The organism is Reichenbachiella agarivorans (assembly GCF_025502585.1).
Taxonomy (GTDB): Bacteria; Bacteroidota; Bacteroidia; order Cytophagales; family Cyclobacteriaceae; genus Reichenbachiella; species Reichenbachiella agarivorans.
In genome coordinates, this window is sequence record NZ_CP106679.1 from 1,544,746 (window position 1) to 1,560,043 (window position 15,298).

The following is a 15,298-nucleotide window of genomic DNA, read 5'->3' on the forward strand; positions in this document are numbered from 1 at the left end:
ACCTGCCAAAGTATCTACATGAAATGATCTTTATGTCTCTCTTGTTCTTTTCTTTATTTAGATAGATTTCAGATCGATTGAATTCACTTAGCCTGTTAAGATTCCATCGAAAAGCATATTTTTGCTGCCATGAAAAATGCACTGGTAGATTTAGGCAAGAGACTAAAGGGAGAACTGTTTTTGGATGACACGTTGAGGACATTGTATGCTACTGATGCATCTGCCTATCGTGAATTGCCCCTTGCTGTTGCCATGCCGAGAGACAAGGATGACATTCGGATTCTGATTCAGTTTGCCAATGAGCATCAAACGTCTTTGATCCCTCGGACTGCGGGCACTTCCCTAGCTGGACAGGTAGTAGGGGCTGGGATCGTAGTGGATGTGTCCAAGTATTTTCATGAAGTTTTAGAAGTCAATCAGGATCAAAATTGGGTCAAAGTACAGCCAGGGGTGATTCGTGATGACTTGAATCGTCATTTGAAACCATTCGGGATGTTTTATGGACCCGAAACATCCACGGCCAACAGAGCCATGATTGGAGGGATGGTAGGCAACAACTCATGTGGATCCAATTCGATCGTATATGGTAGTGCCAGAGAACATTTGCTAGAGGTGACTGGATTTTTGTCGGATGGTTCTGAAGTGACTTTTGGAGAAATCGATGGGGCTACCTTTGAGTCAAAGCTAAAGGAAGATTCTTTGGAAGGGAGTATCTACCGTCGAGTCAATGAACTCCTACAGCCTGCAGAGGTAAGAGAAGAAATAGAAAGGGAATTTCCTAAGCCAAGTATCCCAAGGAGAAACACAGGTTATGCGGTAGATTTATTGGCTATCAACAAGCCCTTTGATCCCAAAGGACAAGAATTTAATTTTTGCAAGTTGATTGCGGGCTCAGAAGGGACATTGATGTTCATCACCGAGATCAAACTCAACACCCTACCTTTGCCTCCCAAGGACAAGGCTTTGGTTTGTATCCATTGCCACGATGTGCATGAGTCATTGCTAGCCAACCTCATCGGGATCAAATATGAACCACATGCCAGTGAGTTGATTGATGACATCATCTTAGAGTGCACCAAGGAAAACATCGAGCAGCAGAAAAACAGATTCTTCGTACAAGGTGATCCAGGAGCCATTTTGGTGGTCGAGTTGGTTGCTGAAAATGACGAACTACTCAATCAAAAGTGTGATGCGATGATTGCCGAACTACAAAAGGCTGGGTTGGGCTATCACTATCCAGTATTGAAAGGAGGTGATATTGGCAAAATATGGAATTTGAGAAAGGCTGGACTAGGCTTGCTTGCCAACATACCAGGAGACGCCAAGGCGCAACCTGTGATCGAAGATACAGCCGTAGATGTGCAAGACTTGCCAGAGTACATCCGAGAGTTCAATGAGACCCTAAAAAAATATAACCTCAGCTGTGTACACTATGCACATGCTGGATCTGGCGAGCTGCATCTGCGCCCAGTGCTCAACATGAAGACTGATGAAGGTCATCGGATGTTTAGAGTCGTGGCAGAAGAAATCTCTCGTTTGGTAAAAAAATACCGAGGATCACTCAGTGGAGAGCACGGTGATGGTAGGCTGAGAGGGGAGTTTCTCAAGGAACAAATCGGAGAGAAAAATTATGAATTGGTCAGAGAGGTCAAGAAGGCTTGGGATCCAAATGGAATATTCAATCCTGGCAAGATCACCGATACGGCAAAAATGGATGAAATGCTCCGCTACACGCCGAATCAACCTGACCCTGAGATCAAGACCTATTTCAACTGGGAGCGTAGCAAAGGGGTGCTCAGAGCAGCAGAGCTTTGTAATGGCTCAGGAGATTGCCGAAAGTCTGAAGGCAGCGGGGGGACGATGTGTCCCAGCTACATGGCTACCCGCAACGAAAAAGATACCACACGTGCAAGAGCCAATATCTTGCGTGAAGTGTTGACTCATTCTGACAAGATCAACAAGTTTGACAGTCAAGAAATCAAGGAGGTGATGGATCTCTGTCTGTCATGCAAAGGCTGTAAGTCTGAGTGTCCGTCCAACGTGGACATGGCTCGACTCAAAGCAGAGTTTGAGCAACAATACTATGATGCCAACGGGATGCCACTTGCCAAACGCATGATGGGAGAATATGCCCTCAATATGAAGCTGGCTTCATGGGTTCCTTGGGCGTACAATTTGATGTTCAAAGCACCGTTGATTAGTGCTTTGAGCAAATCTCTCATGGGTGTGCACAAAGACCGCTCTATGCCTCCTATGCCGTCTGTGACGATGAAAAGCTGGTACAAAAAGAACAAGTCAAAGCTGAAGAGCCAAAACTCTGACAAGGCATTCTATCTCTTTTTTGATGAGTTTACCAATTATCTCGATGCGCAGATTGGCATCACGGCTATCCAGTTGATGGATGAGTTGGGCTACAGAGTGATGGAATTGGAGCATGACCAGTCTGGACGTGCTTTGATATCTAAAGGCATGGTGCGCAAGGCAAAGAAAATTGCCAACAAGAACGTACTATTACTGGATGGAAAATTGAGTACCGAGACTCCTTTGGTCGGATTGGAACCATCTACCATCTTGACTTTGCGAGATGAATATCCTGATCTATGTGACATAGAACTGAAAGACAAGGCCATGATCATCGCAGATTCTTGTTTGACGATAGAGGAGTTTTTGGCGCGAGAGTTTAGACGTGGCAACATCAGCAGATCCAGTTTCTCATCCGAGAAAAGGCAGCTCAAAGTCCATGGGCATTGCCACCAAAAGGCCTTGTCGTCCGTTTTGACTTTGAAGGACGCACTGTCTATTCCTGAGAACTACGAGGTGGAGGTCATCCAATCGGGATGTTGTGGCATGGCAGGTTCCTTTGGTTATGAAAAGGATCACTTTGATACTTCGATGAAGGTTGGTGAGTTGGTTTTGTTTCCTACTGTGCGCCAGGCCGCAGCGACCACAATCATCTCAGCCCCAGGTACCAGTTGCCGACATCAGATCAAAGATGGCACGGGCAAACTTGCCCTCCACCCAGTGGAAGTATTGTATCAAGCGTTGAAAGCGAATTAACTGGTTTGAAGGATTTGTTCTTTCGAATTTTCAATTCGTCTGATGTGATTTTTTATGTATGACTGAGGCTATCCGCTGGATATAATCTGTATATTAGGCCTCCGAAAAAAACACCACTTCCTTGATTGACTGGATAATTATAAGTTTTTTGATTCTTGCGGGCATAGGTCTGATTATCGTAGAGATCATCTTCGTACCAGGAACAACCATTGTTGGTTTTGGTGGGTTGTTTATAGGTTTATATGGAGTCTACCGTAGCTACGAACTGTTCGGCTCTGAGGTGGGTCACTGGGTTTTGGCGGGTTCTATCGCTGCCTGTGCTGCTGCAATAATTTACAGCTTCAATTCCAATGCTTGGAAGCGATTTGCGCTCAAAGGAAGCATCAATTCTCGCGTCAATGAAAACTTAACAGCACAATTGACTGCTGGTTTGGAAGGGGTGACAGTTTCTTCTTTGAAACCTATTGGCAAAGCCAAGTTTCAGGATATAGAGTATGAGGTTTGTTCCTTGGGAAATTTTATCGAAGAAAAGCGACCCATTAAAATAATCAAAATTGAAATCAACAAAATATACGTAGAACTAATTTAACTAATAGGATATGATACAATACGCAATTATTGCCCTGGTGGCGATAGTAGGATTTTTCACCTTTCTTTATTTCGTGCCTTTAGGGCTATGGATCACGGCGCAGTTTTCTGGTGTCAAAGTAGGTCTATTTGAATTGGTGTTTATGAGAATCAGAAAGGTACCGCCATCATTGGTGGTCAACTCGTTGATCACAGCTACCAAAGCTGGTTTGGAGGTTACTTCTAGCCAATTAGAGACGCATTATTTGGCTGGTGGACATGTACCCTCTGTGATCAAGGCATTGATCTCAGCAGACAAGGCCAACATTGCTTTGGAGTTTAACCAAGCAGCAGCTATTGATTTGGCAGGTAGAGACGTGTTTGAAGCGGTTCAGATTTCTGTTAACCCCAAGGTAATCACGACTCCTAGAGTTGCTGCAGTAGCATCCGATGGTATACAGTTGATCGCTGTTGCGAGAGTGACTGTAAGAGCCAATTTGGCGCAGTTAGTCGGTGGAGCTGGTGAGGATACGATTTTGGCTAGAGTAGGCGAAGGGATTGTGACTTCTATCGGCTCGGCGACTACACACAAGGATGTATTAGAGAATCCAGACAAAATCTTCTAAGTTGGTGTTGAGCAGAGGGCTAGATGCTGGTACGGCATTCGAAATCCTATCAATTGATATTGCTGACGTAGATGTTGGGAAAAACATTGGGGCTGATCTGCAAATAGATCAAGCAGCGGCGGATTTGAAAGTCGCAGAGGCCAAGGCTGAAGAAAGACGTGCAATGGCTGTAGCCGTAGAGCAAGAAATGAAAGCCAAAGCGCAAGATGCAAGAGCCAAAGTAATCGAAGCAGAAGCTGAGATTCCAAAGGCTATAGCGGATGCGTTTCGTGCGGGTAATTTGGGCATCATGGATTATTACAAAATGGACAACATCAAAGCAGATACTGAGATGAGAGAGTCTATTGCGAAACCAAGAAGTTCTTCTCCGAAGAAAAGAGACGATAAATAAGTCTTAAGAAAGTCTAACTTGAAAGGGCTGAGCGTGGTACACGCTCAGCCCTTTCTTTGTCAAATTTTCCGAGTTTGGATCATGCTGGTTAGCAAGGAATCAAGCTCTGGCAAACTTTCGAATAGCTGCTCAAAATTGTTGATCACAAAATACTGTTGCTGGTAGTCGTGTTTGTAGAACGGTGTTTCCAAAATTGTTTTTATGTCATAAGGTATTCTCGGGACATCTTCGTCTTCTATTGCATAGATGGATTCACCTGGGGAGGAGACGATTCCAGCTCCATAGATTTTGATTTTTCCATCTTCCTGTATCAATCCAAACTCGACGGTGAACCAATACAGTCTGCTCATCAGTTCTATGGCTTGTGGATTTTCGATGTGTTTGAGTGCGATGGCTGCCAGTCCTTTCATGAATTCACTGAAGTGCGGATTGCTGAGGAGCGGGACATGCCCAAATACGTCATGAAACATATCGGGCTCTTCTAGGTATTCCAGTTCTTTGATAGTACGCAACCAAGTCGTGACAGGGAAGTTTTTGCGATGCAGAAACTCGAAGAAGGGCTTGTCCGCAATCAAACCAGGGACGATGTAGAGCTGCCAGCCAGTTGCTCCGTCTAGGTTTTTATTTACAGTCTCCAGAAGTGGGATATGATCCGCAGAAAAGCCACAAACATCTAGTCCTTCGAAATAGGCACGGGAGGCACGGTCTTTCAGTACCAGCAACTGTTTATCGTAGAGCAATCTCCAAACCTCAAAGTGCTCAGGACGATAATCACCGTAGTGCTGATGCAAAGGCTCGGTTGGGAAATCGTAGGGGTCTTTGTTTTCCAACATTTGTCTATCATTTTGGGTTATCTATTCCGACGTTGAGATTATCTAAAAATGGCCTTGGTCTTTGGGAAACCAAGGTGGTCTCAACCTCATGTTGTTTATATTGGAATTTACACAATACGTCCGAAGACAGCAATTATTTGCTGTCATGCCTAAGATGTATGATATAGGAATACCCTATTTATTGCCTTGCAGCAATTGGTTTTTCAAGGCCGATGCCCGTTGCATCATTTCTACCTCTCGAAGTAGCTCGATCGAAGCATCAATCTCGGCTTTTCTGATTGCGACACTTTCTATGTTGAATCCTATGGGGATGTTTTTGATGCGGCAATACTCCAGCAACTCTTTGGCGACAGTGCGGCAAATATCCATGGACCTTGACAAAATGTCTTCACAATTTTTCAAATCATTTTTGAGCCATTTGGGAATATGAATCCCAAGCCACTCCATGAATTGCAAGGTTTTGAGCGAACCACAGGGTGTCAGGGTAAAGATGATGGGAGCCAAAGGGGTATTTCCAGTCTCTGTGCTATAGTAGTAGTCAGATAAAAAATCCTTGGCATGGTCGAGACTGTACACACACTGAGAGATAAAAAATTGGCAACCATGTTCGCGTTTTTTGGATACTCTGATATGTTCGTCTTCTTTTTTGAGATGCCTCTCTGGTATAGTGACACCTCCAATCATCAATTTGGAATCGCTTGCTTGTTTGATCTCATATGCCTCCTGTAGTGTCAATCCTGAGTCATGGGCAGATGGCGAACCTACAAATACGGCATATTCGATTTGGTTAGGATTTTCGGTTAACCAGGATTGGAAACTGCCTTGACTAAACTTTCCCACACTTTTGTAGATGATTTTAGGGATGACCAGCTCTTGAAGGTAATGCTTGGAGTAAAAACCTGGATCCAAGGTCTGCATAAATGGAAAGGGACGAGGCATCTCCGTACGGGCGGATTCGTCCTGAATATCATAAAGGACCAATGCATCCAAATTGATGCCTTGGAGTCGAGCAATCTGATTGGCGGCTATTGTTTGTATCGATGCTTCGTCGGTCGAAAATTTAGGAGGGGTCAATCCATAGAACAAGTAGCCTCCTTTGTGATTTTCTATTTTATCTTTTAATGTCATGCGGGCAATTTTGTGCTACTTACATGAGCAAGTGCACGTGAGTATAATACTAAATGGTGAAATATGCTTGTCTCTTCATGCTCATCCGAGAGCTTGCTCCAAATCATCGACCAGATCCTCGGCATCTTCGATCCCTACGCTTAACCTGATCAGAGAGTCTTTCAGTCCAGATTTGAGGCGTTCTTCTCTAGGGATACTAGCATGTGTCATACTTGCCGGGTGGCCTACCAATGACTCTACACCTCCCAAAGATTCTGCAAGCGTGAACAGCTTCAACTTTTCCATAAAGGAGATGGCACTTTCCAGCTTGTCGTCTTTGAGTACAAAAGAAATCATCCCGCCAAAGTCCCTCATCTGTTTTTTGGCTACATCATGGTTTTGATGTTTTTCAAATCCAGGCCAATAAACTTTGCTCACCTTGGGATGCGCCTCTAAGAAATAGGCAATGCGTCTACCGTTTTCACAGTGACGCTCCATCCGTATGTGCAAGGTCTTGACACCTCTCAGTACGAGAAAGCAATCTTGTGGTCCTGCCACTGCTCCACTTGCATTTTGGATGAAAGAGAGTTTTTCGAAAAGATCAGCGCGGTTCATCATCAGAGCACCCATCACCACATCTGAGTGACCAGCTATATATTTTGTCACGGAGTGCATCACGATATCGGCACCCAGGTCGATAGGGTTTTGCAAAAATGGGGTAGCAAATGTGTTGTCCACACAAAGCAAGGCGTTTGATTTTTTGCAAACACTCGCTAGGCCCTTGATGTCAATGATGTTCATCATGGGATTGGATGGAGTTTCGATCCACACGAGTCGGGTATGATCGTTGAAATGCTCGGAGATGCGGTTCAAATCCAGCATATCTACAAATTTGAATTTGATCCCAAAATCTTGATATATCTGAGTGAAAATTCGGTAAGTCCCTCCATATAGGTCATTGGAACTCAACACTTCATCGCCAGGCTTGAGGAGTTTCAAAATGGCATCAATGGCTGCCATACCTGATCCGAATACCAATCCATGGTTGGCATTTTCTAACGCTGCGAGATTGGTCTGCAAGGCATCTCTGGTAGGATTTTGGGTTCGTGAGTATTCATATCCCTTGTGTTTGCCAGGAGATGGCTGGGCGTAGGTGGATGTCTGATAGATTGGAGTCATGATGGCTCCAGTGGTGGGATCAGGCTCTACTCCAGCATGTATGGCTTTGGTGCCGAATTTCATTTTAATAGGGGTCATGGTATTCTCTTTCGCTTGTTCTCGATGCTGATCGAATGAATTTAAACAATTCTTATGAAGATTGTTGTGAACAAAACTAATCAATATGAGATATTAGCATACTATTTTGAATACGACATTTGATAGATTGAGACAGTCACGATTTTGGTTACTATTTGAGCGAAACAAAACTATAGCCATATTGATGCTGTGGATGGCGGTAGTACCTATTACCGCCTCGTTGGTTATCACCTATTTCCTAGTGACACTTGAGGGACTGATTGTCTCTTTTGGTTGGTGGGAGTGGGGATTGTTTTATTTAGGAACTGCCCTTACCATGTCATTGGCGATCACACCGACGACTTTTATTGCATTGCTCAGTGGTTATTTTCTTGGGATGGAAAGCCTGGTTGCAGTTATTTTGGCATACGAGATGGCTTCTGTAGTTGGTTATTATTTGGCCAAGTGGTTGGATAGAGATTTTATCAAGCAACTGGTCATACAATACCCAAAGGCTGCTGGATACATAGACAATGTCACCCACAAGCAATTCATGACGACTGTACTGGCTCGTCTGTCTCCTGCCCTTCCTTTTGCTCTGATGAATGTCGTTTTGTCCACTTCCAACATTCGTTTTTGGACTTTCTTTTGGGCAGGTCTATTGGGTATGCTACCTCGCACCGTCTTATTCGTATGGATAGGCAGTCAGGCACAATTCCTACAGGACGCCATCCATCACGACCAAAGTGTACTTTGGAGTGTGACAGCATCAGTGGTCGTCATGTATGCCATGTACCGAATGATCAAGCCTTCTCGCCAAAATACTGATTGAGGCGATCATTTAGGTCTTGTTTGGTCAGTGTGTATTCGGGAGATAAACTAGGTTGCCCAGGCATGTTTTCTACATGCAAGGTCTGTGTCGGGAAGGCAAAATGTACGCTGAGCAGTCTACCTAACTTTAGAATTTCCAAGATTATTTCTTGTCTAAATTTCAATTCATCGGACCAAGTAGCCGCCTCAAAGAATATATAAAATAGGATGTCAAGAGAATGTGCCCCCATATCGTTCAGATAGATTTCAAACTTCTCATTATTGGTGTTGGGATGCTTCTGTACTATTTTTTTTAACCCCTCTACAAATACTTCAATACGCTCTGGTGGAGTGTCATAAGTGATGGCAAGGATCGTACGAAATCTTCGATATTGTCTCAATCCATTGTTGTCTATGGTACTATCGGCCAATTGTCCATTTGGTACTGAAATCACAGAGTTTCGGAAGGTACGAATTCTAGTAGATCGAAAGCCGACCTCCTCCACTGTACCATCAATATCTCCTGAGGTAATCCAATCACCAATCTGAAAGGGTTTGTCTATGAAAATCATCAGTGACCCAAAAAAATTTTTGATTGTATCTTGAGCAGCCAACGCAAATGCTAAACCACCAATAGACAAGCCAGTCAGCAAGGGTAAGATCGGGATATTGATATTGTCTAGTATGACCAATACCCCCACAACAACGATAAGTATTCTTAGGGTTTTTTTGAGTATCGGGACAAGCTGATCATCCAGTTTGCTTTCGGTTTTTCCTACTAACCTCACGAGGTATATTTCTACTATATTCACCATACGGTAGAGAATGATGATGCCAAATAGTGGAATCAATGCCTTGAGAGAAAATACAATGTACACCCCAAACTGACGGGGAAGTTGTAGTAGAGGATAAAAGACACTAATAAGAATAAGGACACAAACCATACCTGTTGGTTTTGCGATGGGTAGAATGTATCTACTACCGATGTGACCTTGTCCAAGTTTTTCGAGCAATTGAATGATGATTTTTTCAAAGACTAGAGAAAAAATGAACCTGACTAGGTACCCTGCTAAAAACACTATCCCAATACCAATCCATTGCCATGTCTTTAACCCTAAGAACTCATCTCCTAATAGATTATCCTTTTGTTCTTGGCTGAAAAGGATGTTGGTACCAAACTGAAATAACTCATGGTGGACTGAGTCAATTTGGGTCAGAACTTCTCTCTGAAATTGCCAGCGGCCTCTCCTTTTTTGGAGATATATCTCTGGGTAGCGATTACTGATTGTGTATAAATAGTCGTTTTGCAATGAATCATAATGATTGGGATCACTGGGAATGCTGTTAAATTGCAAGAGCACGCCTGCTCCTTCCAGTATTTGTTCTAGCTTCTTTGCGTACTTTGTTTTCTCATCGACAGAGAGACTAGGGTCGTTGAATACTACTGAAGCTTTTTTATAATCTTGGATGCTGCTTCTTTCAGTATATTTAACAAATGTCCTGAGTGCTTGGTAGGGGGATTCTAGTAGTATAGTAATAGAGTCGCCTTCAGATGCCAATAGTGGCTTAGTCCAAGAAAGAAGTGAAAAAATAGGTAATAGAATGAATGCTAGCTTTCGCATGAGAGATAGGCACATTAATGAAAATCAAAAATAAGGGATTAATTACTCAACAACCAATTATATCAGGGCACATAAAAAAGCCACAATTAAGTGGCTTCAGTTTAATGGGATAATTTAAAATGTCGGTCTAGAATTTTAGGATACAGATTTCCAAATTTCTCATAACACCATGCTTTGAGGGACTCAATTTGTTCTCCAACCATGGTGATCGCTTTCAATAGTTCCTTTTCAAAAAGGGTTCTGTCAAAACTTACTTTTGACAAAATTGTCTTGGAGTATTCTAACATTGCTTTGGTGGTTTTTGCCGGTTTTGCTCCAAAAGACACCCAACGTCTTAGGGTATTTTTTGGATTCTGAATTTAAGAATAATAAACTACATTTGCAATTTGTCAAATAGAATACGGCTATGAGTAAAGTAGGTTTCTCCTTCATTATTTTATGGGCATTTTTTAACTTTTTTTCACAGGCGCAAGAAGTTAAAATTGATTTGGGATCCAGCGAGATCGCACTGAATCAACTATATACCATCACCATCACGGTCAATGATGGCAGATTGCAGAATTATAGTGGTTTTCCAGAGATACAAGGTTTTCAAAAGCGAGGTACATCTTCATCTTCCTCGACCAATTTCATCAACGGCGTTAGAAGCTCTACACAGAGCATCACACAAAACTATTTGCCAATGGGTGAGGGCACCTATCAATTGCCTCCATTCGAGATAGCAGTCAACGGACAGCCATTTCGTTCGCCAGGAGCAACTATCAAAGTAGGCCCGCCGATGCAGCAGCAACGTAGGAATCAGAATGCCTACGATCCGTTTGAGGATTTTTTTGGTCAGCGAAGTGCGAACCAGCCACAGGAGTTTATCAACGTAGAGGCAGATGCATTTTTGGCACTGACCACTGACAAGTCCGCCGTCTACCCTGGCGAAGGTTTTACGATGACGCTCGCATTTTATGTGGCCAAGGACAATCAGGCAGAAATGCGTTTTCATCAGTTGGGGGAGCAACTGGAAGAAATCATCAAGAAAATCAAACCAGCCAACTGTTGGGAGGAAAATTTCAACATTGAAAGCATAACTGGAGAACCGATCACTGTCAATGGAAAAGATTACAACCAGTTCAAAATCTACCAGGCGACTTACTATCCGCTCAACAACGAGACGATCAATATTCCAAAAGTAGGATTAGAATTGATCAAATATCAGGTAGCCAAAACCCGTACTTATTTTGGTCGAAACAAGAAGGAAGAGTTGGTGACTTTTCATTCCAAAGCCAAGTCGATCAAAATCAAACCCATGCCGCCACATCCGCTCAAAGAGAGCGTATCAGTGGGTAATTATAGATTGGAAGAAAAGATTAGTTCACAGCGTATCAAGACTGGTGACAGTTTCAACTATGAGTTTGGGATCGTAGGAGAAGGCAACATCTCAGCAATCAATGAACTAAAGCTAGAAGGGGACGAGAATTTTGATTTGTTTCCTCCCAATGTCAAGCAAAGCATCAATCGTAGCAATGGCAAAGTAAGAGGAAGAAAATCATTCAGTTTTTATGGCATTCCAAATGAGCCTGGTACATACAATATGGGAGACTATTTTTACTGGATTTATTTCAATACCAATACTGAAAAGTATGACACGCTGAAGTCTCAAGTGGTTTTGGAAGTGATCGGAGAGAGTAAAAAGAATGAACACATTTCGTCCAATGACATGGGTGCTTTTTACGATGGGATTGACATGGAGAATAATCAATTGATTTCCTTAGATGGTCGCAAAAACCTAAGAACTATCATCAATGTTGTTATTTTTGTGATGATAGCCTTGACAGTCGGGCTTCTATTCAAAAAATAGACTAGGAATTTCTTGACAGCATTACCCATTACCAGTTTCTACAGTCGACTAGCTTTGGTTAGTCCCAAGATTTAAATATTAATAGATGAGCAATTCATTTGGGTCTTTATTCAAGATCACAACCTTCGGAGAATCACATGGTCGGGCATTGGGTGTGACCATAGACGGATGTCCTGCAGGGATAGAATTAGATTTGAATTTCATTCAACATGAAATGACCAGAAGAATGCCTGGTCAGTCCAAAATCACAACCCAAAGGAAAGAGCCGGATGTTTTTGAGATATTGAGTGGCGTATTTGAGGGCAAAACCACAGGTACACCCTTGGCGATGGTTATTTACAATACCGACCAAAAGAGCAAAGATTACTCTCACATAGCAGACTCCTACAGACCCTCTCATGCTGACTATACCTACCAAGAAAAATACGGGATTCGTGACTATCGTGGAGGAGGCAGAAGCTCAGCTAGAGAAACGGCCGCAAGGGTAGCTGCTGGTGCAGTAGCTAAACTGGCGTTGAAACAACTCGGGGTAGAGATTCATGCCTATGTGTCACAAGCAGGAGACATCAAAACAACCAAGTCGCACGAGGAACTGGATTTTTCTCTCACAGAATCCAACATCGTGAGGTGTCCAGATCCAGAGGTAGCAGACCAGATGATCGCATTGATCGATGAAGTAAGGAAACAAGGTGATACTATCGGAGGTATAGTGAGTTGTGTGATCAAAGGTACGCCCGTAGGATTGGGAGAGCCTGTTTTTGACAAGTTGCATGCACGATTGGGCGCAGCGATGTTGGGAATCAATGCTGTCAAAGGATTTGAATATGGCAGTGGGTTCGAAGGGGCCAAAATGCGTGGATCAGAACACAACGATCATTTTGACATAGTGGATGGCAAGGTGGTCACAAAGACGAATTTGTCTGGCGGTATCCAAGGCGGGATTTCTAATGGTGCCGATATTTACTTCAATGTGGCGTTCAAGCCAGTTGCTACTATCATGAGAGACCAAGACTCTGTGGACAAGCATGGTGAAAAAGTGACAGTCTCAGGCAAGGGCAGACACGATCCCTGCGTTGTGCCAAGAGCTGTGCCGATCGTGGAGGCCATGGCAGCTATGACTATTCTGGATTTTTATTTACTCAACAAGTCCACGCAGTTGTAGGTTTTTACGGAGAAAAAAGTAGGCTAAATCACCGATTGTTTGATTTTTATGGGGTGCATAATTTTGTTTTTGAAACAAAAACCAAGAATTATGAACTCGTTTTATGAAAAGCCTGGGGTGGTAAATACTTCTCTTGATTTGATCACCAAATCTATGCATGTAAAGTGGACATCTTTGTCCGATGACAAGGCCATAGAGGAATGCTGTTTGGCACAGGTAGAGCAGGTCAAAAATGGAATCCAAAAGATGTATTTGGATGTTTCGGATGCTGTAGGAGTACCAAGCCAAGCAAGACAAAAATGGTTCGAGACAGAGCTCTTTCCTACCTTCTCAAAATACGGCATGAAAGTAGTCATTAATATCCTGCCCAAAAGTGCAATCACCAAGTTAGCATCCAAAAAATGGGTTAGTGTTGCTGCTCCATTTGATTTTGACATGTTTGATGCTGCGGATCTAAAATCTGCCAAAGAACTTGCCAGTAAATACTAATAATATTGAAATCTGGTACAAAGCGGAAACTTAAATTGTTTAAGTTTCCGCTTTGTATTTTTAGTATTTACAATTCCCAAAAATGAAAAAATTACCTCTTCACGTCAAAATAATACTGGGTCTTTTGGCTGGTATTGTATGGGCTTTGGTGTCAAGTGCGCTAGGCTGGAATGAATTTACCATCACATGGATTGATCCTTTCGGAACTATTTTTATTCGTCTACTCAAGTTCATCGCTGTACCACTCGTACTCTTCTCGATCATCAGTGGGGTGTCTGGACTCAGTGATGTGTCTAAACTGGGCAGACTCGGAGGCAAAACATTGGGAATCTATTTGCTCACAACCGTGATAGCTATTAGTGTGGGATTGATCTTGGTCAATGTAGTGAAACCAGGCGCATTTATGGACGATGAGCAGCGTATGAAAAACAGGATTTCTTATGAGCTGTGGTTGAAAGATAATGACATGGGTAAAGCCCAAGATGGGAAATCTTACCTAGATATGCCTGAGTACTCAGCACTCGTCAGCCAAGCATTGACAGAAGGAAACATTTCTGAAGCAGATCTCAAAAATGTCGAGAAAAAAATGGCAGTAGCCAAGGCAAAAAAAGAGGAAAGTCCCTTGCAGTTTTTTGTAGAGATGATTCCAGAAAATATTCTCATGGCAGTCTCTGACAATGGACTGATGTTGCAGGTTATCTTTTTTGCCATATTTTTTGGGATTACGATTGTTTTGATTCCTGCAGATTTGGCCGCACCAGTGATTAAACTCTTTGATGGTTTGAATGCCATATTTTTGAAGATGGTGGATTTGGTGATGCAAGCAGCCCCAGTTTTCGTCTTTGCTTTGTTGGCAGGCGTCATCGCTAAGATGGCAGATACACCTCAAGAGGTTTTGGAGATTTTTATTGGTTTAGGGTCTTATTCGATTACCTTGTTTGTAGGCTTGGTTTTTATGGCATTTGTTTTTTATCCCATATTACTCAAGCTGTTTGTCAAGAAAATTTCTTTCAAAGAGTTTTTGAGAAACATCAGTCCAGCACAGTTTTTGGCATTTTCTACGAGTTCTAGTGCGGCAACCTTGCCAGTCACGATGGAGTGTGTGGAGGAAAATATGGGAGTACCCAAAAGCATCTCCAGTTTTGTACTGCCAATTGGTGCAACTGTCAATATGGATGGGACGAGTTTGTATCAAGCGGTAGCAGTCGTGTTTTTGGCACAGTTGCATTTGGTAGATTTAACGTTTGCGCAGCAGTTGACGATTGTGTTGACGACTACCTTGGCCTCTATAGGTACTGCCGCTACGCCGAGTGCTGGCCTGGTCATGATGATCATTGTGCTACAATCTGTAGGCTTGAACCCTGCTTGGGTGGCGATTGTATTCCCAGTGGATAGAATCTTGGACATGTGTCGTACGGTCGTTAATGTGACGGGTGATGCGACGGTTTGTACCATCATCGCCAAGTCTGAAGGTGAGTTAGAAAAGTATTCGTAGTTGACAAAACCTATGATTGCTCTCTTGCGTCATTAGATCAACGATAAAAAGGTT

11 protein-coding genes and 1 pseudogene are annotated in these 15,298 nt (G+C 42.9%); 8 read left to right on the forward strand and 4 right to left on the reverse strand.

What is annotated here, in order from left to right; all coding sequences use genetic code 11:
- The first annotated feature begins 129 nt into the window (after positions 1-129).
- The 3 genes and pseudogenes from N6H18_RS06520 to floA all read left to right on the forward strand — a co-directional run bounded on the left by N6H18_RS06520 (position 130) and on the right by floA (position 4,641).
- Positions 130-3,057, forward strand: a complete 2,928-nt coding sequence (locus tag N6H18_RS06520; RefSeq protein ID WP_262311036.1) for an FAD-binding and (Fe-S)-binding domain-containing protein — start codon at positions 130-132, stop codon at positions 3,055-3,057.
- A gap of 121 nt (positions 3,058-3,178) precedes the next feature.
- Positions 3,179-3,646, forward strand: coding sequence for an NfeD family protein (locus N6H18_RS06525; protein ID WP_262311037.1), 468 nt, complete (start codon positions 3,179-3,181; stop codon positions 3,644-3,646).
- Positions 3,647-3,656: 10 nt separating this feature from the next.
- A pseudogene (floA, locus tag N6H18_RS18725) lies at positions 3,657-4,641 on the forward strand (flotillin-like protein FloA).
- A gap of 59 nt (positions 4,642-4,700) precedes the next feature.
- On the opposite strand, the gene N6H18_RS06535 reads toward floA, so the two are convergent.
- From N6H18_RS06535 to N6H18_RS06545, 3 genes are all read right to left on the reverse strand, one after another.
- Positions 4,701-5,474, reverse strand: coding sequence for a phenylalanine 4-monooxygenase (locus tag N6H18_RS06535; RefSeq protein ID WP_262311038.1), 774 nt, complete (start codon positions 5,472-5,474; stop codon positions 4,701-4,703).
- Positions 5,475-5,648: 174 nt separating this feature from the next.
- A complete protein-coding gene (locus N6H18_RS06540; protein WP_262311039.1) occupies positions 5,649-6,602 on the reverse strand; it encodes a methylenetetrahydrofolate reductase in 954 nt (317 codons plus the stop codon).
- A gap of 81 nt (positions 6,603-6,683) precedes the next feature.
- On the reverse strand, positions 6,684-7,838 hold the full coding sequence (locus N6H18_RS06545) for a cystathionine gamma-synthase (RefSeq protein ID WP_262311040.1): 1,155 nt from the start codon (positions 7,836-7,838) through the stop codon (positions 6,684-6,686).
- 106 nt (positions 7,839-7,944) lie between these two features.
- Between N6H18_RS06545 and N6H18_RS06550 the strand changes: the two genes are divergently transcribed.
- Positions 7,945-8,649, forward strand: a complete 705-nt coding sequence (locus N6H18_RS06550) for a TVP38/TMEM64 family protein (RefSeq protein WP_262311041.1) — start codon at positions 7,945-7,947, stop codon at positions 8,647-8,649.
- Here the strand turns inward: N6H18_RS06550 and N6H18_RS06555 are convergent.
- Positions 8,621-10,249 (reverse strand): mechanosensitive ion channel family protein, encoded by a 1,629-nt coding sequence (locus tag N6H18_RS06555; protein WP_262311042.1) that lies wholly within the window; start codon positions 10,247-10,249, stop codon positions 8,621-8,623. The genes N6H18_RS06550 and N6H18_RS06555 overlap by 29 nt on opposite strands.
- 406 nt (positions 10,250-10,655) lie before the next feature.
- Here N6H18_RS06555 and N6H18_RS06565 point away from each other — a divergent pair, with 406 nt between their 5' ends.
- The 4 genes from N6H18_RS06565 to N6H18_RS06580 all read left to right on the forward strand — a co-directional run bounded on the left by N6H18_RS06565 (position 10,656) and on the right by N6H18_RS06580 (position 15,244).
- Positions 10,656-12,098 (forward strand): BatD family protein, encoded by a 1,443-nt coding sequence (locus tag N6H18_RS06565; protein ID WP_262311044.1) that lies wholly within the window; start codon positions 10,656-10,658, stop codon positions 12,096-12,098.
- 85 nt (positions 12,099-12,183) lie between these two features.
- The gene (aroC, locus tag N6H18_RS06570; RefSeq protein ID WP_262311045.1) at positions 12,184-13,260 is read left to right on the forward strand and encodes a chorismate synthase; all 1,077 of its coding nucleotides are present in this window, start codon (positions 12,184-12,186) and stop codon (positions 13,258-13,260) included.
- 90 nt (positions 13,261-13,350) lie between these two features.
- Positions 13,351-13,749: a hypothetical protein gene (locus tag N6H18_RS06575; protein WP_262311046.1), complete on the forward strand. Its 399-nt coding sequence runs from the start codon at positions 13,351-13,353 to the stop codon at positions 13,747-13,749.
- A gap of 82 nt (positions 13,750-13,831) precedes the next feature.
- A complete protein-coding gene (locus N6H18_RS06580) occupies positions 13,832-15,244 on the forward strand; it encodes a dicarboxylate/amino acid:cation symporter (protein ID WP_262311047.1) in 1,413 nt (470 codons plus the stop codon).
- The last annotated feature ends 54 nt before the right edge of the window (positions 15,245-15,298 follow it).

Excerpts from the sequence above, each read along its gene's own strand:
- aroC (WP_262311045.1), top strand. The coding sequence starts at position 12,184 with ATGAGCAATTCATTTGGGTCTTTATTCAAGATCACAACCTTCGGAGAA.
- N6H18_RS06575 (WP_262311046.1), top strand. The coding sequence starts at position 13,351 with ATGAACTCGTTTTATGAAAAGCCTGGGGTGGTAAATACTTCTCTTGAT.
- N6H18_RS06545 (WP_262311040.1), bottom strand. The coding sequence starts at position 7,838 with ATGACCCCTATTAAAATGAAATTCGGCACCAAAGCCATACATGCTGGA.
- N6H18_RS06580 (WP_262311047.1), top strand. The coding sequence starts at position 13,832 with ATGAAAAAATTACCTCTTCACGTCAAAATAATACTGGGTCTTTTGGCT.
- N6H18_RS06520 (WP_262311036.1), top strand. The coding sequence starts at position 130 with ATGAAAAATGCACTGGTAGATTTAGGCAAGAGACTAAAGGGAGAACTG.
- N6H18_RS06555 (WP_262311042.1), bottom strand. The coding sequence starts at position 10,249 with ATGCGAAAGCTAGCATTCATTCTATTACCTATTTTTTCACTTCTTTCT.
- N6H18_RS06565 (WP_262311044.1), top strand. The coding sequence starts at position 10,656 with ATGAGTAAAGTAGGTTTCTCCTTCATTATTTTATGGGCATTTTTTAAC.
- N6H18_RS06540 (WP_262311039.1), bottom strand. The coding sequence starts at position 6,602 with ATGACATTAAAAGATAAAATAGAAAATCACAAAGGAGGCTACTTGTTC.
- N6H18_RS06535 (WP_262311038.1), bottom strand. The coding sequence starts at position 5,474 with ATGTTGGAAAACAAAGACCCCTACGATTTCCCAACCGAGCCTTTGCAT.